We start from the raw sequence: 21,432 nt of genomic DNA, 5'->3' as shown, positions 1-21,432 counted from the left end.
CACCACCAAGAAGGGGGGGGCCGCCATGGGCTGGCACCGGGAGCTGCTGATCGGCTTCGACCTGGAGACGACGGGGACCGATCCGCGCGAGGCGCGCATCGTCACCGGCGCGGTGATCGAGGTCAGGGCCGGTGAGCCCATGGGCCGCAAGGAATGGCTGGCCGATCCGGGCGTGGAGATCCCGGCCGACGCGGTGGCCGTGCACGGCATCAGCAACGAACGGGCGACGGCCGAGGGCCACCCGGCCGACCGGGTGGCCGACTCCATCGCCGACGTCCTGGTGGGGTACTGGAAGACGGGCGTCCCGGTCGTCGCCTACAACGCCGCCTTCGACCTCACCCTGCTCTCCGCCGAACTGCGCCGTCACGCCCTGCCGTCCCTCGCCGACCGCCTGGGCGGCGCTCCGCCCGCCCCGGTCATCGACCCCTACACCATCGACCGCTGGGTCGACCGCTACCGCCGCGGCAAGCGGAACCTGGAAGCGGTCTGCGCCGAGTACGGCATAGTCCTCGACGCGGCCCACACCGCGCCCGCCGACGCCCTCGCCGCGGCGCGTCTCGCCTCCGCGATAGCCGACCGCCACCCCAAGATCGCGTCCCTGGGCCCGGCCGACCTGCACCGGAGACAGATCGGGTGGTACGCGCAGTGGGCGGCGGACTTCCAGGCGTTCCTGCGCCGCAAGGGGGACACGGAAGCGGTGGTCGACGGGGCGTGGCCCCTGCGGGAGCTGACCGAGAGCCAGCCCGCGTAGACCGCCGGCCGTTGTCGGGCGGGGTGCGTCGGGGCGTGTGGTGACGGCACCCTCAGAAGGGATACCACCGCACCGTCTCGTCCCCGTCCCGCAGTGAGCCCACCCGCCTTCGGAACTCGGCCAATGCCTTCGGGTTGGTCGGCGCATGCTGGGCCACCCAGGCGCAACTGGCCGTCTCCCGAGCCCCACGGAGCACGCCGCACCCCTCCCACTCCCGCACATCCCACCCGTACGCCTCGGTGAAGGAGTCGTACGCCTCGGCGGGCAGCCCGTACCGGTCCCGGGAGAGGGCCATGACCACCAGGTCGTGCTCGCGCAGGTCGGCCGAGAAGGTCTCCAGGTCGACGAGGACCGGCCCGTCCGGCCCGATGTGCACATTGCGGGGCAGCGCGTCGCCATGGATCGGGCCCGGCGGCAGCTGGGGCGTCAGCGCGGCCGCGGCCGCCGCGAAACCGTCCCGCCGCGCCCGCAGATAGGCCGCGTCCTCGGCGTCGACCGCATCGCCCGCGAGCCGCAGCCAGCGCTCCACACCGCCCAGCAGCTCGCGGGGCGGCAAAGCGAAGGAAGGAGAGGGAAGTGCGTGCACGACCTTCAGCAGCCGCGCCAGGTCCCGCGGCTCGGCGGGCCGCACGGGCTCGGGCAGCCGGTGCCACACCGTCACCGGATGGCCCTCGACCAACCGCGGCTTCGGCTCGGCCGCCCGTACGGCCGGCACGCCCGCCTCGGCCAGCCAGCCGGCGATGTCCAGCTCGCGCCGGGCCCGTTGCAGCAGCTCGGCGTCGCGGCCCACTTTCACCACCAGATCACCGGCGGCGAACACCGCGTTCTCGCCGAGGGCGAGGAGAGCCGCGTCCCGGGCCCGGCCGGGCAGCACTCCCGCTGTGGCCAGTACGTCCCGTGCCCGTGCCTCGTCCATCGTGCCTCCGTGCCGCGCTGTCGTCCCGTCCCGTGCCCTACGCGGACCCGGCCCCGTGCGGATGCCGCGTGTGTGCCGGTCGCGGTCGGGTCCCTCCGGCCAGTCTCGCATTCGTACAGGTCGGGCGGTGCGTACGGTCCCTTGACGAGCGTCGGCCCGTAAATCCTTTCGGTCTCCGCCGACTGCGGCGCCACCCCGGCCTTCAGGAGTACTACAGCGGCGCAATCGGCCTCCCCGGGCTGCGGGCTGCGCGGACGCCTGGAGCAGGGCGGCAAGCGCTGAGCGCCTCACTCCAGCCCGGGGTGCGGCGCCTGGAGCACGCTCGGCCGGCCGACGAAGTCCCGCTCCGGAGCGAACCGCTCCTCCAGGGCGTCGGCGAGGTCGGTCATCGCGGCCGCGCAGTCGCCGTCGTACGACGAGCCGTGCATCACCGCGAGGCGGGCCGGCCGCAGCTCGGCCAGAGCGCGCAAGGTGGTCGTGAGCGCGGTGAGGCAGGACGTCTGGCGGAACAACTCCTCGGCCCGCAGCGCGGGTTCGACCAGGTCGTCACCGGTGATCGCGGGGCCGTTGCCCAGATGGGTGAACAGGTCGCCGCAGAACAGGGTTCGGGTGTTCTCCTCGTAGAGCAGCCGCGCCTCCCAATTGTGCGGTACGTGCGGGGTGTTGATGTTGCGCACCACCCGGCGCACCAGGCTGCCGCCGAGGTCCAGCATCTCGCCGTCGTCCATCGGCCGGGGCGGTCGGGCGGCCTGGTCGTTGAGGGACACCAGACAGCCGAGCGTGTTGTGGGCGACCTCGGCGTGCGGGGCGGCCGCGAGGAACTCGTTCATGGCGCCGCACTCGTCCGCCTCGACATGCCCGAAGGTGATCCAGCGCAGCCGCTCCACCGGCACCACCCGCTCGATCGCCTCGGACACCACCGGAAACAGCGCCTTCATCCCGGTGTGGAAGAGCAGCGGCTCCTCGGCCGCGACGAGGAACTGGTTGAAGGTGAACCCCGCGGGCGGGGCGATGTCGGGCACATGGGTCGAGATGCGGTGGATGCCCTCCGCGATCTCGTCGATGCGTGTCTCCACGGCGAAGCGTCCCTTTCTGCCGGGCGGACTCCGTCTTCTGTCGTACTGGGCCTTCGGCCGTCCCGCCACCGGAGGGCCGAAGAAAACGCTTTGAACGAGACGTCTCGTCTCGCCTACGGTGTGGTGCATGACCGCTCCCGCCCATATCGCCATGTTCTCCATCGCCGCGCACGGCCATGTGAACCCCAGCCTGGAGGTGATCCGCGAACTCGTCGCCCGGGGGCACCGGGTCACGTACGCCATCCCGCCGGCGTTCGCCGAGAAGGTGGCCGCCACCGGGGCCCGGCCCGTGCCCTACACCACGACACTGCCCGGACCCGACGCCGACCCGGAGGCCTGGGGGAGCACGCTGCTGGACAACGTGGAGCCGTTCCTCGCGGACGCGATCCAGGCGCTCCCGCAGCTCGCCGAGGCCTACGCCGACGACGAACCCGACCTCGTGCTGCACGACATCGCCTCTTATCCGGCCCGTGTCCTCGCCCATCGCTGGGGTGTCCCGGCGATCTCCCTCTCCCCGAACCTCGTCGCCTGGCACGGGTACGAGGACGAGGTGCTCGAACCGCTGTGGGCCGAGCCGAGGAGGACCCCGCGCGGGCAGGCGTACTACGCCCGGTTCGAGGCCTGGCTGACCGAGAACGGGATCACCGCGCACCCGGACTCCTTCGTCGGCCCGTCGCGCTCGATCGTCCTCATCCCGAAGGCCCTGCAGCCGCACGCCGACCGGGTCGACGCACGCGTCCACACCTTCGTCGGCGCCTGCCAGGGCGACCGCGCCGACCAGGGCGACTGGCAGCGGCCCGCCGGCGCAGAGAAGGTCGTGCTGGTCTCCCTGGGCTCGGCGTTCACCAAGCAGCCCGGTTTCTACCGTGAGTGCGTCCGCGCCTTCGGGGAGCTGCCCGGCTGGCACCTGGTCCTCCAGATCGGCCGGCATGTGGACCCCGCCGAGCTGGGCGACCTGCCCGGCAATGTCGAAGTGCACCGCTGGGTCCCGCAGTTGGCGATCCTGCGGCAGGCCGACCTGTTCGTCACGCACGCGGGCGCCGGCGGCAGCCAGGAGGGGCTGGCCACCGCCACCCCGATGATCGCCGTACCGCAGGCCGTCGACCAGTTCGGCAACGCCGACATGCTCCAGGGCATCGGTGTCGCACAGCGCCTCGACACCGAGGAGGCCACCGCCGACCGGATCCGTGCGGCCGCCCTCGCCCTGGTGGACGACCCGGACGTGGCGCGTCGCCTGAAGGACGTCCAGGCGGACATGGCCGAGGAGGGTGGAACGCTTCGGGCGGCAGACCTCATCGAGGCCGAACTGCCGGGGCCCGCGGGGGAGTAGCGGCGCCCTCGACGGCGGCGGCACGCCGACTCCTCGGGGGCGTGGGAGCTGCGTCCAGCAGCCCCCACGCCCCCGCAGCCGCGCACCTCCTCCCGCGCCCCGGCGGTCGGCGCGGGATCAGACCGGCAGCCGCTCGCCCTCCTCGTGCGCGGGCTGCGGGACAACCGCCTCCGGCCCCTCGTCGTGGGTGAGGTCGGGCAGCCGGTGCAGCCACTTCGGCAGATACCAGTTGCGCTCGCCGAGCAGCGCCATCACGGCCGGCAGCAGCACACCGCGGATGACCGTCGCGTCGATGAGGACCGCCGCGGCCAGGCCCACGCCCATCTGCTTCATCGACTGCATCGACAGCGTGCCGAAGATCGCGAACACCGCGACCATGATGACCGCGGCGCTGGTCACGACACCGGCCGTGGTGACCACACCGTGCTGGATGGCGTCCCTCGTCGTGCGGCCGCGCATCCGGGCCTCGCGGATCCGGGAGACGACGAACACGTGGTAGTCCATGGACAGGCCGAACAGGATCACGAAGAGGAACAGCGGCAGCCAGGTCACGATCGCGCCGACGCCCTCCGCGCCCACCAGCGTGGCACCCCACCCGTGCTGGAAGACGGCGACGAGGACGCCGTAGGCGGCGGCCACCGAGAGCAGGTTGAGCAGGATCGATGTGATCGCGACGGTCAGCGAGCGGAACGACAGGAGCATCAGCAGGAAGGCGAAGACGACCACGAACGCGAAGACCGGGACGACGGAGCCGAGCAACTGGTCGTTGAAGTCGTGGCTGCCTGCGACCTGTCCGGAGACCGGCGCCTCGACGCCCTCGACCTTGCCGAGGGTGGCCGGCCGGACCTCGTCGCGCAGCTTGTCCAGGCTCTTGACGGCCTGGTCCATGTCGGAGCCGCCGACCAGCGGCACCGAGACCACCGCGACGTTCTGCGCCGCGTGCAGCTTGACGTCGACCGGGCCGCGCGAGGCACCCGAGGAGACCGCCAGCTTCCGGAAGTCCGCCAGCGCCCGACGCACCTCGGGCGCGTTGATGTCCTTGGCCTTGACGACGACCTGGGCCGGCTCGGAGCCGCCCGGGAACGCCTCGTTCAGGTGGTCGTACGTCTGCACCATCGGCAGCGAGTTGCCGAACTCCTGGTCCAGCGTGAGCTGCTGCGTCTTCATGCCCAGCGCGGGCGCGGCCACCGCCAGCAGTGCGCCGACCGCCACGACCACGGAGACCAGCGGCCTGGCCAGCACGCCCCGCAGCACGGCACTCCAGAACCGGCTGCCGTCGTTCGCGCCGTGCCGGCGCCTGCGCCGGCCCAGGAACGGGATCCGGCCCTTCTCGACCCGCTCGCCCAGCAGCGACAGCAGTGCCGGCAGCACCGTCACCGACCCGACCATGGCGACGGCCACCACCATCATCGAGGCCAGACCCATCGCCTCGAACGTGGCGAGACCGGTGAACAGCATGCCCGCCATCGCCACGCACACGGTGACACCGGAGACGATGACCGCGCGGCCGCTGGTGGCGGCGGCGATCCTGAGGGCGGTGCCCGCGTCCCGCCCGGCCTGCCGTTCCTCGCGCTCCCGGCGCAGGTAGAACAGGCAGTAGTCGACGCCGACCGCCATACCGACCAGCAGCATCACGGAGTTGGCGGTGTCGCTCATCGCCTGCACATGGCTGACGAGGCCCATCAGGCCCATCGTCGCCATGATGGCGGTGATCGCGAGGGCCACCGGCAGCAGGGCGGCCACCAGCGCGCCGAAGGCGATCAGCAGGATGCCGAGGGCCACCGGAACCGCCGAGTACTCGGCCTGCTGGAAGTCGTTGCCGAAGGCGTCCTTGTACTGCTTGGTCATGCTGGCGCCGCCGATCTCCTCGATCCGCAGCGCGCCATGCGCCTTCTGGGCCCCGGCCACGGCGTCCATCACCGGCCGGACCCGGTTGAAGGCGGTGTCCGCGTCTCCGCGCATGTCGAACTGCACCAGCGCGCTGCGGCCGTCCCGGGAGACGGCGTGGCTGTCGTACGGCGAGGTCACGCCCGTGACCTCGCCGGTGCCCTCGACGGCCTTGACGACGTCGGCGACGGCGGCGCGGAACTCGCCGCTCGTGGCCGTGACGCCGCCGTCCTTGGCCTGGATCAGGACGGTCTCCCCGGCCGGCTCCTTGATGCCCGCGTCGTCGGTGATCCGCGCGGCGGTGTGCGTCTCGCCCTTGAGCTGGTCCTTCTCGTCCACGTTGACCCGGCCCGCGGCCGAGCCGAGTCCCATGGCGAGAGCGACGAACAGCACCCATATGCCGACGGCCGCCCAGCGATGCCGGGCGCTCCAGCCGCCGGCGCGGGCGGCCAGACCCCGCACGCGCACGTCCGTATTCCCCATGACGGGCTTTCCCCCTTGTGTGCGGTGGCGGCCCCCTGCCGCCTCCTCTGCGCTTTCTCCACCTCGACCGTATGAGCTGGATAAACATCGCTCGTCGTGCTGCCCGGTGAACTCGGCGGACCGTCCGTCACCCCTGGGGAGGACAGCGGCCCCTTACACCTATCCGCCCTTCACGGGGACGCGTCTCGGGGTTCACGCACCCTGGCTCGACCATGGACTCGCGCACGGGGGACATGGGTTGTCCGTTCTGCGGCCGGCGCGGCGGTTTGTGATTACAAAGCTTTGTTGAACAAGTCACAGGTGCGTGTAGAGGTTGATCCGACACCCGCACATCGGCGAGAGTTTCGCGCAGTCCCGCCCTGCGCGGGCCCGGCCGTCGTGCCCGCCCCCACGGGGCACGACGGCCGTTCTAGGGTGGCCGGATGACGACCTACGCGGCGCTGTTGCGCGGAATCAACGTCGGCGGCAGCAAGAAGGTGCCCATGGCCGACCTCCGCACCCTGCTGACCAGCCTCGGCCACACCGGCGTACAGACCTATCTGCAGAGCGGCCAGGCCGTCTTCACCGCCGGCCACGGTGACGAGGAGTCGCTGGCGGCGGAGCTGGCCCGGGCGATCGAGGAGCGCTTCGGCTTCCCGGTCGACGTGCTCGTACGCGACCACGCCTACCTCGCGGCGGTCGCCGAGGCCTGTCCGTTCCCGGCCGCCGACCTGGAGCCCAAGCAGCTGCACGTCACCTACTTCTCCGCGCCCGTCACCCCGGACCGCTACGCGGACATCGACCAGGCCGCCCATCTCCCCGAGGAGTTCCGCCTCGGCGACCGCTGCCTGTACCTCTACGCCCCGGACGGCCTCGGCCGCTCCAAGCTCGCCGAGGCGCTTTCCCGTCCGCGCCTGACCAAGGGCCTGATCGCCACCAGCCGGAACTGGAACACCGTCGTCAGACTGGTCGAGTTGACGGCTCCGGGAGCCTGACGGTCCGCTGCCCGAGAAAGGTGCGGCTGCTGCGCGTCCCAGCGCCCCCAGCAGTCCCAAGGCAGCGGCTCGGTACCGGACACCGCCGCCAGATCGAGTACGACGCCGTGGGCCATCAGCGGCAGGCCCGCAGGCCCGGCTCGAACCAGACACCGAAGGTGCCCGGATCCGCCTGCCCGGCCGGGCAGGCCCGCCACGCCTGCCCGGCGACGAGGAACTGGTCCCTCGGCACGTCGTCAGCGGGTCGAACGGCACGCCGCAGCGGTCGTCATGGACCTGCGGGTCGGCCAACCGCCATGAGCCGTCGGATCGTTGCCGACGCGGATCGCGCGGGAGGGCGGTCGCGTCCAGGTCGCCGGGATCGCTGTACGGCGTCTGCCGCGGAGAGAAGTCGTCCATGCCCCGCACGCTTCCCCTTGCCCCAGGGGCAACCACACCCACACCCACATCCACACCCGCGCCCTCGGCCAATGACAAGGCCGGGCACGCGCGTCGCTCGATACCGGCGGCCGGGTCACGTACGCGTGTGCGAGGCTCTGGTCCATGCGCTACATCATCATCGGGGCCGGAGCTGTCGGCGGGACCGTCGGCGGGCGGCTGGCCCAGGCCGGACGAGAGGTCGTCCTCGTGGCACGCGGCCGGCATCTGGCGGCACTCGGGGAACACGGGCTTCGACTGCGGGTGCCGGAAGGCGAGTTGACCTACCGGCTGCCCGCCGTCGACGGGCCCGGCCCGCTCGGCGAACTGCGCGCCGACGACGTCCTCGTCCTCGCCGTGAAGACACAGGACACCGTGGCCACCCTGGACACCTGGGCACAGGCGCCCGTCGCGGGCGGTGGTACGGCAGCCGAACGACTGCCGCTCGTCTGCCTGCAGAACGGCCTGGAGGGCACCCGCCTCGCGCTGCGCCGCTTCCGGCAGGTGTACGGCGTCTGCGTCTGGCTGCCCTCGACCTTCGTGGAGCCCGGCGCCGTCTCCGCCGCGGGCAGCCCGCTCACCGGCATCCTGCACCTCGGCCGTATACCGCACGGCACCGACGACACCGCCCGCCGGATCTCCGCCGACCTGGAAGCCGCCCACTTCGAGGCACCGGTCGTGCCGGACATCGCCCGCTGGCAGTACGCCAAGCTCATCTGGAACCTCGGCACCGCCTTCGAAGCGGTGTGCGGGCCCGCCGCCGACGAGGCGGCGCACGCCCTGCTCGCGCGCGTACGGGCCGAAGGCGAGGCGGTGCTCGACGCGGCCGGCATCGCGTACGCGAGCGCCGGGGAACAGCGTGCGGCCCGCGGCGACAAGGTCACCCTGCGGCCGCTGGACGGGGCCCCGCGCGGCGGCGGTTCCTCCTGGCAGTCCCTCCACCGGGGCACCGGCACCATCGAGGCCGACTATCTCAACGGGGAGATCGTCCTCCTCGGCCGGCTGCACGGCGTACCGACCCCGCTGAACGCACTGCTGCAGCGGCTCGCCAACCGGTTCGCGCGAGAGCGCCGGGCCGCCGGGTCGTTGCCGGTCGGGGAACTGGTGCGGCTGGCGGACGAGGCGGTGGTCTGATCTTCCGGGACCAAGGTGGTCCGATCCTCCGGCACTGGCGGTGGTCTGACCTCCGGCACTCGGGAGCCGGCCGGCCTGACGAAGTGGACCAGTGAACCTGGATCGGATTGGGCCGGGACATCGGCCCGCTGGGCGACTAGCGTCGCTGTCATGACGTACCGCGACACCGCCGCCGAGCCCGCCCCGACCCGCGTCGACTTCTTCTTCGACCCGGCCTGCCCCTTCGCCTGGATCACCTCCCGCTGGCTGCTGGAGGTCGAGCGCCTGCGCCCGCTCGACCTCCGGTTCCGGGTGATGAGCCTGTACCTGCACAACGACGGCAACGAACTCCCCGACTGGTACCGGGACTTGGTGGACCGCTCGATCGGCCCGGTGCGGGTCGCGGTGGCCGCCGCCGAACGGAACGGCGAGGCGGTGCTGCGCGACCTCTACACCGCGTTCGGCACCCGGATCCACGAACGCGAGATCAAGGACTTCGACCAGGTGATCATCGAGTCGCTGGCCGAACTCGGGCTGCCCGCCGACCTGTCGGCCGCCGCCCACGACCCGTCGTACGACGCCGCGCTGCGCCGCAGCCACGCGGCCGGCACCGAGCCGGAGTCGGGCGGCTATGTGGGTACGCCGACCCTGCACGTCGACGGCACGGTGTGGTTCGGCCCGGTGTTGCGCGCTGTTCCGCGCGGCGTGGAGGCGGCCGAACTCTTCGACAGTTTCCGGGTGCTGGCCCGCCACCCCGACCTCTTCGAACTCAAGCGCACCCGCACCGGCGGACTGCGCTTCGACTGACCAGGCGTCACATTGGCTGATAAACGCCCCTCACGTGCGGAGCGTGCGCGGATCGTGTGACACAGGGGCCGCGAGCGGCGCAGAACGAAGAGCCGCCGCGGTCCGACGTCACAGGGGAGCGCCGGACCGCGACGGCCCTCTACCACGCGTCCGGCCCCCGAGACCACCGCTCACCGAACTTCGCGACAAACCCAGGGGAGCGTCCCTAGGGTGAACCGCGCTGACGGCCGGAGAGGGGGCGGATGAACATGACGGGCAAACCAGCACCGGCACTGCCGCGCTGCCCTGGGCACGGACAGCCCGGGGCGCCTCGTCCGGATCTCCTCGGACGGCCGAGCCTGGGTATCCGCTCCACAACCGCCCGCGCCCGGCACGCGCGCGTGGCCGCGCACCGTCTCGGGGCCTTCGACCGCCGGTCCGGCCGCCTCGGAACGCGCGTGCCGTTCGTGCTCCTCGTCGGCCTCCGGACCCCGGTCAACGGGCACCGCTCACCCGAATGGGTGACGATTTTCAGCCCACTCGGCGGTGTTGTCGCCGCCCCCTCGTCCGGTACGGCCGGGCGGCCCGCGCCCCCGGTGGAACCAGCCGTCGGGGCAGGGTCGCGGCTTCCACGCGCCGACGTCCGGCCCCGCCCCGGCGAGGTAGCCCGCACCGAGGCACACGCCGGCAGCGGCGCCACGGCCAAGGGGGCGCCCCACGGCCTCGGCAGCCAGGCGTATCGCGTCCCCGAGGCGGCGCACGCCGGTCCGCGGGCGCAGGGCGCCTGCCCGGGCGCGCGGACGTCGGACGTCGCCCCGGACCCTCGGGCGAATCTCCAGCCGCCCTGCCCGGTCCGGGAGTTGGGCGCACACGCGAGGCCCCGGAACGGCGCCGGACCCTGCGCCGAGGCGGTCCGGACCCTCAGCACGCGGACCCGCGACATCGGTAACGTCAGGGGTCCCGGCGCCTTCGGCAGCCGGGACCTGATCCCCATGGGCGGCAAGCGGGAGCCCGGACCCCGAAGAGCACCCGCGCACCCGCGCGGACCGGGCCCCGGGATCCCGGCCGCCCGTGCCGCAGCCACAGCCAACCCCCCACACCCGCAGGCTCCTTGGGCCCACTAGCGAGGACAGGACATGAGCACCTACAACTTCGGAAACACGGGCGGCCCGGCCAACTACGGTGACTTCCGGCCCATCGACTTCAAGAACGGCACACCGGACCTCCCGACCCTGATGGCCGTCGCCGACCGGCTCACCCAGGCGCTGCGAGCCGAGTACCCGGGGATCGCCGGATACGGGGAGACCATCCAGGCGGAGCTGGCACTGTCCGCCGAGGACGGTCTGCCGCCCAACCGGGGCCGGATCCGCACCGCGCTGGACAACATCGCCATCGCGGCGGGGGCCGGGACCGGCAGCCTCACCTTCACCCGCCAGCTCACCCACGCATTCGACCTGTGACCCACCGGAGCCCCGCCGCCACGGGGCTCCGCCCGCAGCAAGCCCCGGGCGGCCACGGTGCATGCCCGCGTTCCTGGTCGGCCCGCGTGTGGCGCGGCGTGCCGGACCGGAACCGTCAGGCGCCCAGTGCCGCCAGCGCCGGCCGGCCTGCCGCGTCGTAGCGGTCCAGGAGCACCCGCGCCACCTCGGGCGCGGCACCGAGCACATCCGCCAGCACGTCCGCCCCGGCCGCGCCCCGCGCGATACGGTCCGGGAGGAAGCCCGGGGCCAGGACGTACGGCGCGACGGCGACCCGCTCGCAACCGAGGGCGCGCAGCTCGGCCACGGCGTCCTCGGTGCGGGGCAGGGATGCGGAGGCGAACGCAGGCCGCACGGCGCACCAACCGGTGTGCCACCACTCCCGCGCGATGTCGGCGATCACTGCGATCGCCTCCGGGTCGGAGGACCCCGCCGAGGCCAGTACGACCCCGGTCGAGGACTTGTCGGCGGGCGTCAACCCCGCCTCGTACAGCCGTCGTTCCAGCGCGGCCAGCAGCAGCGGGGACGGGCCGAGCACGTCCGCCTGCCGGATCCGCAGCCGCGCCGGCGCCTCCCGCAGCACGGCCGGGATGTCGGCCTTGGCGTGGAAGGCACGGGTCAGCAGCAGCGGCAGGGCGACGACGTCCCGGACGCCCTCCGCCGCCAGCGACTCCAGCACCCCGTGCACGGACGGCACGTTGAAATCGAGGAAACCGGTCTCCACGCGCAGCCCCGGCCGCAGCGACCGCACCCGCTCCACCAGAGCGTGCACGGTCGCCGCGTGCCGCGGATCGCGGCTGCCGTGGGCGATGACGAGCAGGACCGGGGCGCGCATGTCAGCCCTTCACCAGCAGACCGCGGCTGCGCAGCACCCACCGCTCCACCGGGCTGAAGATCAGCAGGTCGATGGCGATGCCGACGAACAGGATCAGGAAGATCGCCTCGAACACCATCGACATGGAGCTGGCGTTACGACCGTTCTCCAGCAGCGCGCCCAGTCCGACGCCCAGGTCGGGGGAGGAGGCGATGATCTCCGCGGCCATCAGCGAACGCCAGGAGAACGCCCAGCCCTGCTTGAGCCCGGCCAGATAGCCCGGCAGCGCCGCCGGCAGCACGATGTGCCAGGCCCCCCGCAGCCCGGTCGCGCCCATCGTGCGGCCCGCCCGCAGGAAGAGCGGCGGGACCTGGTCGATGCCGGAGACCAGCCCGTTGGCGATGGACGGCACCGCGCCGAGCAGGATCACCGCGTACATCATCGAGTTGTTCAGGCCCAGCCAGATCACCGCGGGCGGCACCCATGCCACCGACGGCAGCGACTGCAGACCGGACAGCACCGGACCGATGGCCGCACGCAGGAACTTCACCCGGGCCACCAGCAGCCCCAGCGGGGTGCCGATGGCCAGCGCGAACAGGAAGCCCAGCAGACCGCGTGAGACGGAAGTCCAGATGTAGTCGAGCAGTGTGCCCTGCAGCCAGGCCCTCTTGAACTCGCCGGCCACGTCGGCGGGCGACGGCAGCTTCGTCGGATCGCCGACGATCTTGAAGGAGATCAGCGCCTGCCACACCGCCAGCACCACGACGGTGGCGACCAGCGGGGGAAGGATCTTGTTGGCGAAGGTCTGCCGGAAGGAGGCCCGGGAGGTGACCGCGGTCTCCAGGGCGTCCAGGCCCGCCTCGACGCTTCCCGCGTCCGTGGCGGTCTTCGTCTCAGTGCTGGCCATGGCGGCGGATCTCCCCACGCAGTACTTCGGTGATTTCCAGGGACAGTTCGGCAACCGGCGCGTCCTCGATGCGCCGCGGCTGCGGGATGTCCACCTGCCACTCGCGCGCCACCCGGCCCGGCCGGGACGACAGCAGCACGACCCGCTGCGCGAGCCGCACCGCCTCACGCACGTTGTGCGTGACGAACAGCACCGACACTCCGGTCTCCGCCCAGATCCGGGTCAGCTCGTCGTGCAGCAGGTCACGGGTGATCGCGTCCAGTGCGGCGAAGGGCTCGTCCATCAGCAGCAGCTGGCTGTCCTGGGCGAGCGCGCGGGCCATGGCCACGCGCTGGCGCATACCGCCGGACAGCTCGTGCACCCGCTTGCCGTACGCGCCCTGCAGCCGGACGAGTGCGAGGAGGCGCTCGGCCCGCTCCCGCCGCTCGTTCTTCGCCACGCCCCTCAGTTTCAGGGCGAGTTCGATGTTCTTGCCCGCGGTGAGCCACGGGAACAGGGCGTGCTCCTGGAACATCAGAGCCGGCCGCCCATGCGTCGTGATGCTGCCTGCGGAGGGCTTGTCGAGGCCCGCCACCAGGTTCAGCAGAGTCGACTTGCCGCAGCCGGAGGCCCCCAGGAGGGTGACGAACTCGCCCGGCGCGACATCGAGGCTGATGTCGTCCAGGACGAGCTGCTGCCCGCCCGGATGAGGAAAGGACTTCGAGACGTGCTCGATGCGCGCCGCGTGCTCTATGGACTCGGCGGCCTTGGCGAACGTCGTGGCCATGGTCGTCACCTCCTGGGAACTCATCGGCTACGGGGGTTACTTGACGCCGAGACCGGCGTCCGCGACGGCGGGCTCGCCCTCGGCCTTGAGGACCTTGTTCAGCAGGGTGAGGTCATAGATGCCGGCCAGCTTGGGGCTGTCCAGCAGACCGGCCTTGACCGCGTGCTGCGCCTCGGTGTTCAGGGTCGAGGCCAGCGGGTCGTTGGTGAACTGGATGGACTTCCAGGCCGGGTCGAGGACCTTCGCCGGCAGCGCCTTGCCGGCATCCGCCGCCAGCTGCTGGTTCGCGGCAGCCTTCGCCTGGTCCGGGTTGGCGTTGATCCACTTGTTGGCCTCGACCGAGGCCTTCAGCACCGCCTCGACCGCCTTCGGGTGCTCCTTGAGGAAGGCCTGCCGCACGATGATGTTCGTGATCACGAACTTCTTGTCCGGCCACAGCGACGCCTCGTCCAGCAGCACCTTGCCGCCCTCGGCGACCAGCTTCGACGCGGTCGGCTCCGGCACCCAGGCACCGTCGATGGAGCCGGACTTGAAGGCGTCCGGGGTCACCTTGTTGTCAGTGCGGACGACCGACACATCGCCCTTGCCGCTCTGCGCGTCGACCTTCCAGCCCTGCGAGGCGATCCAGTTGAGGAACGCCACGTCCTGCGTGTTGCCCAGCTGCGGCGTCGCGATCTTCTTGCCCTTGACGTCCTGCAGGGACGTGATCTTCTTCGGGTTCACGACCAGCTTCACCCCGCCGGACGCCGAACCGCCGATGATCCTGAGGCTCTTGCCGTCGGACTTGGTGTAACTGTTGATCGCCGGGGAGGGGCCGATCCAGCCGATGTCGATGGAGCCCGAGTTGAGGGCCTCGATCTCGGACGGGCCCGCGTTGAAGGTCTGGTACGTCGCCTTGGAGGCGCCCAGCTCCTTCTGGAAGAAGCCCTTCTGGTTGGCGACGAGCGCGGTGGCGTGTGTCAGATTGCCGAAGTAACCGATCTTCACGGAGTCGAGCCCGTCGATCTTCTGGGCCCCGGCGGCGATCTTGGCGGTGTCGTCCTTCTTGGCCTCGGACCCGTAACTGCAGGCGGCCAGGGTGAGCAGGGGGAGTGCGGCGATCGCGGCTGTCGCGCGACGGAAGAGCTTGGCAGGCACGGGAGGCGTTCCTCTCGTTGGCCCGGCGGTCACGGTCTTTCAGGTCGTGGCCGGGAGGTCGGCAGGTTTACGGCGGTGGGGGGTGAGGGCGCGCAAGCGGTGCGCGTACGTCAGCGCACACATCGCGCCACTCCGCCCTGCCCGCTGCCGAGGGCGCCGCTGCCGATGCGGCCGCCCTCCTTCGCGAACGTCGAGTAGACGTCGGTTGTCGTCATGGTCAGAAGTCCCAGCCGTCGTCGTCGGCCGGGTCCTTGACCGGCTCGGGCGTGGCGAAGGACTCGCCGACCATGCCCGCGGTCAGCGTCGTGCCGTCGCTCGGGTCGATCAGGATGAAGGAGCCCGTGCGGCGCGAGTCGGCGTAGGAGTCGACCGGCAGCGGCTCGGCGGTACGGATCTTCACCCGGCCGATGTCGTTGGCGACCAGCTGCCCCGGGTGCGGGTGCAGCGACAGGTCGTCCAGCGTGAGCCGGGACGGGATGTCCTTCACGATCGCCTTGACCGTGCGGGTGCCGTGCTTGAGCAGCACCCGGTGACCGACGGTCAGCGGGGCGTCGGCCACATGGCAGACGGTCGCCTCCACGTCCTGCGTGGTGGGCGGCGCGTCCTGCGTCGGCACGATGAGGTCGCCGCGCGAGACGTCGATGTCGTCCTCAAGAAGGACGGTCACCGACTGCGTCGTCCACGCCACGTCGACGGGCTTGCCCAGCAGGTCGATCCCGGAGATCTTCGTCGTCCGGCCCGAGGGCAGGACCGTGACCTCCCCGCCGACCCGGAAGGTGCCGGCGGCGATCTGGCCCGCGTAGCCCCGGTAGTCCGGGTGCTCGGCGGTCTGCGGCCGGATCACGTACTGCACGGGCAGCCGGGCGTGGCAGTGTGCCAGGTCATGGCTTACGGGCACGGTTTCCAGGTGTTCCAGGACGGTCGGGCCGCCGTACCAGTCCATGTTCGCGGACGGCTCCACCACGTTGTCACCGGCCAGCGCCGAGATCGGGATCGCGGTGACCTCGGGGATGCCCAGCTCGGTCGCGTACGCCGTGAACTCCTCGGCGATCGCGGCGAACACCGTCTCCTCGTATCCGGCGAGGTCCATCTTGTTGACCGCGAGGACGACGTGCGGGACGCGCAGCAGGGCCGCGATCGCCGCGTGCCGGCGGGTCTGCTCGACCACGCCGTTGCGGGCGTCGACGAGGATCACGGTCAGCTCGGCGGTGGAGGCACCGGTGACCATGTTGCGGGTGTACTGCACATGGCCCGGCGTGTCGGCCAGGATGAAGCGGCGCCGGGGCGTGGCGAAGTAGCGGTACGCCACGTCGATCGTGATGCCCTGCTCCCGCTCGGCGCGCAGGCCGTCGGTGAGCAGCGCGAGGTCCGGCCCGTCCTGGCCGCGGCTCGCCGAGGCCCGCTCCACGGCCTCCAGCTGGTCGGTCAGGACCGACTTGGAGTCGTGCAGCAGCCGCCCGACGAGCGTGGACTTGCCGTCGTCGACGGAGCCGGCGGTGGCGAACCGCAGCAGCGTGGTGGCCGAGAGCGCCTCGGTCGTGGTCGTGCTCATGGCTAGAAGTACCCCTCGCGCTTGCGGTCTTCCATCGCGGCCTCGGACATCTTGTCGTCGGCACGGGTCGCGCCCCGCTCGGTGAGCCGGGAGGCGGCGATCTCGGCGATCACGGCGTCCAGCGTGGTCGCGTCGGAGTCGACGGCACCCGTGCAGGACATGTCACCGACGGTCCGGTAGCGCACCAGCCGCTTCTCGGTACTCTCGCCGTCCTTCGGGCCGCCCCACTCGCCCGCGGTCAGCCACATCCCGCCCCGCTGGAACACCTCGCGCTCGTGCGCGAAGTAGATCTGGGGCAGCTCGATGCCCTCGCGGGCGATGTACTGCCACACGTCCAGCTCGGTCCAGTTGGACAGCGGGAACACCCGGACGTGCTCACCGGGGGCGTGCCGGCCGTTGTACAGGTTCCACAGCTCGGGGCGCTGGCGGCGCGGGTCCCACTGGGAGAACTCGTCGCGCAGCGAGAACACCCGCTCCTTGGCGCGGGCCTTCTCCTCGTCCCTGCGGCCGCCGCCGAAGACCGCGTCGAACTTCTCGCTCTGGATCTTCTCCGTCAGCGGAAGCGTCTGCAGCGGGTTACGGGTGCCGTCGGCACGTTCCTTGAGCACACCGCGGTCGATGTAGTCCTGGACGGAGGCCACATGGAGGCGCAGCCCATGGGCGGTCACCACACGGTCCCGGTACTCAAGGACTTCCGGGAAGTTATGGCCCGTGTCCACATGCAGCAGCGAGAAGGGAACCGTGGCCGGCGCGAACGCCTTCAGCGCCAGGTGCAGCATGACGATGGAGTCCTTGCCACCGGAGAACAGGATCACCGGGTTCTCGAACTCGCCGGCCACCTCGCGGAAGATGTGCACCGCCTCGGACTCCAGCGCGTCCAGATGCGACAGGGCGTACGGGCTGTCCGTGCCCTCGCCGCCGGTCGCGGCCTTGGCGACGGTCGTCATGCCAGTCCCCTCTCGCTCAGCAGGGCGTACACCGACGCCGCCGACTCCTGCACGCTCTGGTGCTGCGACTCGATCCGCAGGTCGGGCGCCTCCGGCTCCTCGTACGGGTCGTCGACCCCGGTCAGCCCGGTCAGCTCGCCCGCGGCCTGCTTGGCGTACAGCCCCTTCACGTCCCGCACCGAGCACACCTCGACCGGCGTCGACACGTGGATCTCCAGGTACGGCGTGCCGTTCTCGGCATGCCGCCCCCGCACCGCGTCCCGGCTGTCCGTGTACGGGGCGATCACCGGGACCAGTGCCTTCACGCCGTTGCGGGCGAGCAGTTCGGCGACGAAGCCGATGCGCTGCACGTTGGTGTGCCGGTCCTCGCGGGAAAAGCCGAGGCCCGCCGAGATGAACTCGCGGATCTCGTCGCCGTCGAGCACCTCGACGCGGTGGCCCTGTGCGCGCAGCCGGCCGGCCAGCTCGTACGCGATGGTGGTCTTGCCGGCGCTCGGCAGACCCGTGAGCCAGACGGTGGCTCCGGTGGTCACGTGGTTCTCCTGCTTGTCGTGAGTCGTCATCCGTGCAGCCCGCACTCGGTCTTGGCCCGCCCGGCCCAGCGGCCGGCCCGCGCGTCCTCGCCCTCAAGGACCCGGCGGGTGCACGGGGCGCAGCCGATGGAGGCATAGCCGTCCATCAGCAGCGGGTTGGTCAGTACGCCGTGTTCGGCGACGTAGGCGTCCACGTCGTCCTGCGTCCAGCGGGCGATCGGGGAGATCTTGACCTTCTGCCGCTTCTCGTCCCAGCCGACCACCGGGGTGTTCGCCCGGGTCGGGGACTCGTCGCGGCGCAGGCCGGTCGCCCACGCCTGGTAGCCCTTCAGACCTTCCTCCAGCGGCTTCACCTTGCGCAGGGCGCAGCACAGGTCGGGGTCGCGGTCGTGCAGCTTCGGGCCGTACTCCGCGTCCTGCTCGGCGACCGTCTGCTTCGGCGTGAGCGTGATGACGTTGACGTCCATCACGGCCTCGACGGCGTCGCGGGTGCCGATGGTCTCCGGAAAGTGGTAACCGGTGTCGAGGAAGACCACATCCACGGCCGCCTCGCCCTTCCGCACGCGCGAGGCGAGATGGGCGACGACGGCGTCCTCCATGGACGAGGTGACGCAGAACTTCGTGCCGAAGGTGTCGACCGCCCACTGCAGGACCTCCAGGGCGGAGGCCTCCTCCAGGTCGCGGCCCGCCTGCTCGGCGAGCGCCTTCAACTCCTCGGTCGTACGCTGTTCCTGGGCGGTCGTCATATCCGGTCGTCCCCTCCGTTGTCGACCCGCTGCAGCCCCCGGGCGAGCAGCCCGAGGAACTTCAGCTGGAATGCGCGGTTGCACGCCCCGCATTCCCAGGCGCCGTGACCCTGCTCGCCCGGACGCAGGTCCTCGTCGCCGCAGTAGGGGCAGTAGAAAGGCGCGGCACGCTCGCTCACGACAGCGCCTCCTCGGAAGCCCGGGACGCCCAGGTGGCAAACCGCTCGCCGTCCTCGCGCTCGGCCTGGAACCGCTTCAGCACCCGCTCGACGTAGTCGGGCAGTTCCTCCGCGGTGACCTTCAGACCGCGCACCTTGCGGCCGAAGCCCGCCTGAAGGCCGAGGGCGCCACCGAGGTGCACCTGGTAGCCCTCGACCTGCTCGCCCCGGTCGTCGAGGACCAGCTGGCCCTTGAGACCGATGTCCGCGACCTGGATACGGGCGCAGGCGTTCGGGCAGCCGTTGAGGTTGATGGTGATCGGCTCGTCGAAGTCCGGCAGACGGCGCTCCAGTTCGTCGATCAGCTGCGAGCCGCGCTGCTTGGTCTCGACGATGGCGAGCTTGCAGAACTCGATGCCGGTGCAGGCCATGGTGCCGCGCCGGAAGGAGGACGGCCGCGCGGTGAGGTCCAGCGCCTCCAGGCCCTCCACCAGCGAGTCGACCTTGTCCTGCTCGACATCGAGGACGATCATCTTCTGCTCGACGGTGGTGCGCACCCGGCCCGAGCCGTGTGCCTCCGCGAGATCGGCGATCTTGGTGAGCGTGGCGCCGTCGACGCGGCCGACACGCGGCGCGAAACCGACGTAGTAACGGCCGTCCTTCTGCCGGTGCACACCGATGTGGTCACGCCACTGCTGCACGGGCTGCTCGGGGGCGGGCCCGTCGGTCAGCTTGCGCTGGAGGTACTCGTCCTCCAGCACCTGCCGGAACTTCTCCGCGCCCCAGTCGGCGACGAGGAACTTCAGCCGGGCGCGGGTGCGGAGCCGGCGGTAGCCGTAGTCACGGAAGATCGAGATGACGCCCTCGTAGACGTCCGGGACCTCGTCGATCGGCACCCAGGCGCCGAGCCGCACACCCAGCTTGGGGTTGGTGGACAGTCCGCCGCCGACCCACACGTCGAATCCCGGGCCGTGCTCGGGGTGCCGTACGCCGACGAACGCCACGTCGTTGATCTCGTGCACGACGTCCAGCAGCGGCGAGCCCGAGATGGCCGTCTTGAACTTCCGGGGGAGGTTCGAGTACGCCTTGTTGTTCAGGACGCGGCGCTTCATCTCCTCCAGCGCCGGCGTGGCGTCGATGATCTCGTCCTCGGCGATGCCCGCCACCGGGGAGCCGATGATCACACGCGGGGTGTCGCCGCAGGCGGTGACCGTGGACAGGCCCACGCCCTCCAGGCGCTCCCAGATCTCGGGCACGTCCTCGATCCGGATCCAGTGGTACTGCACGTTCTGCCGGTCGGTGATGTCCGCGGTGCCGCGCGCGAACTCCTGGGAGATCTCGCCGATCACCCGCAGCTGCTCTGTGGTGAGCGCGCCGCCGTCGATGCGCACCCGCAGCATGAAGTACGAGTCGTCCAGCTCCTCCGGCTCCAGCACGGCGGTCTTGCCGCCGTCGATACCGGGCTTGCGCTGGGTGTACAGCCCCCACCAGCGCATCCGGCCGCGCAGGTCGTTCGGGTCGATCGAGTCGAAGCCGCGCTTGGAGTAGATCGTCTCAATGCGTGTCCGCACATTGAGACCGTCATCGTCCTTCTTGAACTGCTCATTGCCGTTGAGCGGGGTGAAGTGACCCACAGCCCACTGACCCTCACCGCGGTGACGGCTCACCTTGCGGCGGGGCGCGGAGGCGGCGGGGTTCGGTGGAGTGGCGGCCATGGTTCTACGTCCTTCGGGACCGGTGGGAATCAGCTCTGACCTGCGAAAATGCGCGCACGCGGGCAGGCGTGCGCGTCCTTGCGCAAGGGGAATCAGGTGCGGGGGCTCTCGGCGGTGCTGGGGCGGTCAGCTCGCCGGACAGATGGCGCTGGACATGCGGCCGAGGTCGACGTGCCGCCGACTCACCAAGGCAATTCCAGTTCCAGACATGACGGAAGCGTGTCACGGCGATCTGGACACAGTCCAGCTTTATCCAGAATGCGGACACCCTTGTCCCGGAATATGGGACAAGGGTGTCGTCGCTCACATGCGCCGCAGGAGGGCTTGTCCCGGGCAGGCCAAGCGCAGTATCAGCAGGGACGTCAGACGGGGTACGCCCCGGGCCAGGGCCCCGGCGCCGCCGTCTCGGGCTCCGGCTCGACCTTGGTGTCGAACAGGGTGAAGCCGCGCCGCCGGTAGTTGTCCATGGCGAAATCGCCGTCCTTGCTGCACGTGTGCAGCCACACCCGCTTCGTCGGCGTCCGCTCGGGCCACCGCTCGGCCAGGTCCCAGGCGCGCGCCGTACCGTACGACAGCAGATGGCCGCCGATGCGCCGGCCGCGGAAGGCCGGGAGCAGCCCGAAGTACACGATTTCGACCACGCCCTCGTCCTGCGGTTCCAGCTCCACATAGCCGGCCGGGGTGCCCTGGTCGTAGGCCACCCAGGTCTCCACGCCGGGCCGGTCCAGATACTCCTGCCACCGCGCGTACGTCCAGCCCAGCCGGTCGGTCCAGTGGATGTCCCCGCCGACCGAGGCGTACAGGAAGCGGCTGAACTCGGGGGAGGGCACCTCGGCACGGACGATCCGGACGTCGCCCTCGGGCGTGGCGGCAGGCAGAAGGCTCGCCGGGGACGTCTGCTCCAGGGACCAGGTGGTGACAGGGACGCTGCTCATGCGGGCCAGGG

General features: G+C 71.3%; 20 protein-coding genes and 1 pseudogene. 6 read left to right on the top strand and 15 right to left on the bottom strand.

All coding sequences use genetic code 11. From position 1 onward, the window contains the following. Positions 1-25: 25 nt before the first annotated feature. Positions 26-751, top strand: coding sequence for a 3'-5' exonuclease (locus AB0L75_RS02475; protein WP_365174215.1), 726 nt, complete (start codon positions 26-28; stop codon positions 749-751). Positions 752-803: 52 nt separating this feature from the next. Here the strand turns inward: AB0L75_RS02475 and AB0L75_RS02470 are convergent, their stop codons facing one another. Both AB0L75_RS02470 and AB0L75_RS02465 read right to left on the bottom strand, forming a co-directional pair. After that, positions 804-1,667, bottom strand: a complete 864-nt coding sequence (locus AB0L75_RS02470; protein WP_365174213.1) for an aminoglycoside phosphotransferase family protein — start codon at positions 1,665-1,667, stop codon at positions 804-806. A 287-nt stretch (positions 1,668-1,954) separates the two neighbouring features. Beyond that, entirely contained in the window at positions 1,955-2,743 is a 789-nt protein-coding gene (locus AB0L75_RS02465) for an MBL fold metallo-hydrolase (RefSeq protein WP_365174211.1), read from the bottom strand. Positions 2,744-2,833: 90 nt separating this feature from the next. On the opposite strand from AB0L75_RS02465, the pseudogene mgt reads away from it, so the two are divergent. Then, positions 2,834-4,073, top strand: a pseudogene (gene mgt, locus AB0L75_RS02460) (macrolide-inactivating glycosyltransferase). Positions 4,074-4,190: 117 nt separating this feature from the next. Here mgt and AB0L75_RS02455 read toward each other — a convergent pair. Continuing rightward, positions 4,191-6,443: an MMPL family transporter gene (locus tag AB0L75_RS02455; protein WP_365174209.1), complete on the bottom strand. Its 2,253-nt coding sequence runs from the start codon at positions 6,441-6,443 to the stop codon at positions 4,191-4,193. Between the two features lie 422 nt (positions 6,444-6,865). Here AB0L75_RS02455 and AB0L75_RS02450 point away from each other — a divergent pair, with 422 nt between their 5' ends. The 4 genes from AB0L75_RS02450 (at position 6,866) to AB0L75_RS02435 (ending at position 11,193) form a co-directional block, all read left to right on the top strand. Then, the gene (locus AB0L75_RS02450; RefSeq protein WP_365174207.1) at positions 6,866-7,417 is read left to right on the top strand and encodes a DUF1697 domain-containing protein; all 552 of its coding nucleotides are present in this window, start codon (positions 6,866-6,868) and stop codon (positions 7,415-7,417) included. Between the two features lie 543 nt (positions 7,418-7,960). Further along, positions 7,961-8,968 carry a 2-dehydropantoate 2-reductase N-terminal domain-containing protein gene (locus AB0L75_RS02445; RefSeq protein WP_365174204.1) on the top strand — a complete coding sequence of 336 codons (1,008 nt, stop codon included), beginning with the start codon at positions 7,961-7,963 and terminating at the stop codon, positions 8,966-8,968. Positions 8,969-9,118: 150 nt separating this feature from the next. Beyond that, positions 9,119-9,754, top strand: coding sequence for a DsbA family protein (locus tag AB0L75_RS02440; RefSeq protein WP_365174201.1), 636 nt, complete (start codon positions 9,119-9,121; stop codon positions 9,752-9,754). A gap of 1,115 nt (positions 9,755-10,869) precedes the next feature. Then, positions 10,870-11,193, top strand: coding sequence for a hypothetical protein (locus AB0L75_RS02435; protein WP_365174198.1), 324 nt, complete (start codon positions 10,870-10,872; stop codon positions 11,191-11,193). A gap of 115 nt (positions 11,194-11,308) precedes the next feature. On the opposite strand, the gene AB0L75_RS02430 is transcribed toward AB0L75_RS02435, so the two are convergent. The 12 genes from AB0L75_RS02430 to AB0L75_RS02375 form a co-directional block, all read right to left on the bottom strand. After that, the gene (locus tag AB0L75_RS02430) at positions 11,309-12,046 is read right to left on the bottom strand and encodes a sirohydrochlorin chelatase (protein ID WP_365174196.1); all 738 of its coding nucleotides are present in this window, start codon (positions 12,044-12,046) and stop codon (positions 11,309-11,311) included. Between the two features lies 1 nt (position 12,047). Next, positions 12,048-12,932, bottom strand: coding sequence for an ABC transporter permease (locus AB0L75_RS02425; protein ID WP_365174194.1), 885 nt, complete (start codon positions 12,930-12,932; stop codon positions 12,048-12,050). Continuing rightward, positions 12,919-13,722 (bottom strand): ABC transporter ATP-binding protein, encoded by an 804-nt coding sequence (locus AB0L75_RS02420; RefSeq protein ID WP_365174192.1) that lies wholly within the window; start codon positions 13,720-13,722, stop codon positions 12,919-12,921. Before AB0L75_RS02420 ends, AB0L75_RS02425 begins: the two co-directional genes overlap by 14 nt. A gap of 12 nt (positions 13,723-13,734) precedes the next feature. After that, a complete protein-coding gene (locus tag AB0L75_RS02415; RefSeq protein WP_365174189.1) occupies positions 13,735-14,835 on the bottom strand; it encodes an aliphatic sulfonate ABC transporter substrate-binding protein in 1,101 nt (366 codons plus the stop codon). A 217-nt stretch (positions 14,836-15,052) separates the two neighbouring features. After that, a complete protein-coding gene (locus AB0L75_RS02410; protein ID WP_365174186.1) occupies positions 15,053-16,387 on the bottom strand; it encodes a GTP-binding protein in 1,335 nt (444 codons plus the stop codon). A gap of 2 nt (positions 16,388-16,389) precedes the next feature. After that, positions 16,390-17,334, bottom strand: a complete 945-nt coding sequence (gene cysD / locus AB0L75_RS02405) for a sulfate adenylyltransferase subunit CysD (RefSeq protein WP_365174183.1) — start codon at positions 17,332-17,334, stop codon at positions 16,390-16,392. Then, positions 17,331-17,867, bottom strand: coding sequence for an adenylyl-sulfate kinase (gene cysC, locus AB0L75_RS02400; protein ID WP_365174868.1), 537 nt, complete (start codon positions 17,865-17,867; stop codon positions 17,331-17,333). Before cysC ends, cysD begins: the two co-directional genes overlap by 4 nt. Before the next feature lie 26 nt (positions 17,868-17,893). Then, entirely contained in the window at positions 17,894-18,613 is a 720-nt protein-coding gene (locus tag AB0L75_RS02395) for a phosphoadenylyl-sulfate reductase (protein ID WP_365174180.1), read from the bottom strand. Then, complete coding sequence (locus AB0L75_RS02390) at positions 18,610-18,792, bottom strand: hypothetical protein (RefSeq protein ID WP_365174178.1); 183 nt, start codon at positions 18,790-18,792, stop codon at positions 18,610-18,612. Before AB0L75_RS02390 ends, AB0L75_RS02395 begins: the two co-directional genes overlap by 4 nt. Further along, entirely contained in the window at positions 18,789-20,486 is a 1,698-nt protein-coding gene (locus AB0L75_RS02385; RefSeq protein ID WP_365174176.1) for a nitrite/sulfite reductase, read from the bottom strand. The genes AB0L75_RS02390 and AB0L75_RS02385 overlap by 4 nt, the downstream gene beginning before the upstream one ends. Before the next feature lie 126 nt (positions 20,487-20,612). Beyond that, complete coding sequence (locus tag AB0L75_RS02380; RefSeq protein ID WP_309486338.1) at positions 20,613-20,696, bottom strand: putative leader peptide; 84 nt, start codon at positions 20,694-20,696, stop codon at positions 20,613-20,615. A gap of 152 nt (positions 20,697-20,848) precedes the next feature. Further along, the gene (locus tag AB0L75_RS02375; protein WP_365174174.1) at positions 20,849-21,421 is read right to left on the bottom strand and encodes a GNAT family N-acetyltransferase; all 573 of its coding nucleotides are present in this window, start codon (positions 21,419-21,421) and stop codon (positions 20,849-20,851) included. Positions 21,422-21,432: the final 11 nt, after the last annotated feature.

This window comes from Streptomyces sp. NPDC052101 (assembly GCF_040680235.1).
Lineage (GTDB): Bacteria > Actinomycetota > Actinomycetes > Streptomycetales > Streptomycetaceae > Streptomyces.
Note: the sequence above shows the minus strand (reverse complement) of the source record. Positions and strands in the feature narration are given on the sequence as shown.

Coding starts and splice junctions, on each gene's coding strand:
- AB0L75_RS02385 (WP_365174176.1), bottom strand. CDS start 20,486: ATGGCCGCCACTCCACCGAACCCCGCCGCCTCCGCGCCCCGCCGCAAG.
- cysD (WP_365174183.1), bottom strand. CDS start 17,334: ATGACGACCGTCGCCAAGGCCGCGACCGGCGGCGAGGGCACGGACAGC.
- AB0L75_RS02455 (WP_365174209.1), bottom strand. CDS start 6,443: ATGGGGAATACGGACGTGCGCGTGCGGGGTCTGGCCGCCCGCGCCGGC.
- AB0L75_RS02380 (WP_309486338.1), bottom strand. CDS start 20,696: ATGTCTGGAACTGGAATTGCCTTGGTGAGTCGGCGGCACGTCGACCTC.
- AB0L75_RS02435 (WP_365174198.1), top strand. CDS start 10,870: ATGAGCACCTACAACTTCGGAAACACGGGCGGCCCGGCCAACTACGGT.
- AB0L75_RS02470 (WP_365174213.1), bottom strand. CDS start 1,667: ATGGACGAGGCACGGGCACGGGACGTACTGGCCACAGCGGGAGTGCTG.
- AB0L75_RS02450 (WP_365174207.1), top strand. CDS start 6,866: ATGACGACCTACGCGGCGCTGTTGCGCGGAATCAACGTCGGCGGCAGC.
- AB0L75_RS02430 (WP_365174196.1), bottom strand. CDS start 12,046: ATGCGCGCCCCGGTCCTGCTCGTCATCGCCCACGGCAGCCGCGATCCG.
- AB0L75_RS02425 (WP_365174194.1), bottom strand. CDS start 12,932: ATGGCCAGCACTGAGACGAAGACCGCCACGGACGCGGGAAGCGTCGAG.
- AB0L75_RS02410 (WP_365174186.1), bottom strand. CDS start 16,387: ATGAGCACGACCACGACCGAGGCGCTCTCGGCCACCACGCTGCTGCGG.
- AB0L75_RS02420 (WP_365174192.1), bottom strand. CDS start 13,722: ATGAGTTCCCAGGAGGTGACGACCATGGCCACGACGTTCGCCAAGGCC.
- AB0L75_RS02475 (WP_365174215.1), top strand. CDS start 26: ATGGGCTGGCACCGGGAGCTGCTGATCGGCTTCGACCTGGAGACGACG.
- AB0L75_RS02445 (WP_365174204.1), top strand. CDS start 7,961: ATGCGCTACATCATCATCGGGGCCGGAGCTGTCGGCGGGACCGTCGGC.
- AB0L75_RS02395 (WP_365174180.1), bottom strand. CDS start 18,613: ATGACGACCGCCCAGGAACAGCGTACGACCGAGGAGTTGAAGGCGCTC.
- AB0L75_RS02440 (WP_365174201.1), top strand. CDS start 9,119: ATGACGTACCGCGACACCGCCGCCGAGCCCGCCCCGACCCGCGTCGAC.
- AB0L75_RS02375 (WP_365174174.1), bottom strand. CDS start 21,421: ATGAGCAGCGTCCCTGTCACCACCTGGTCCCTGGAGCAGACGTCCCCG.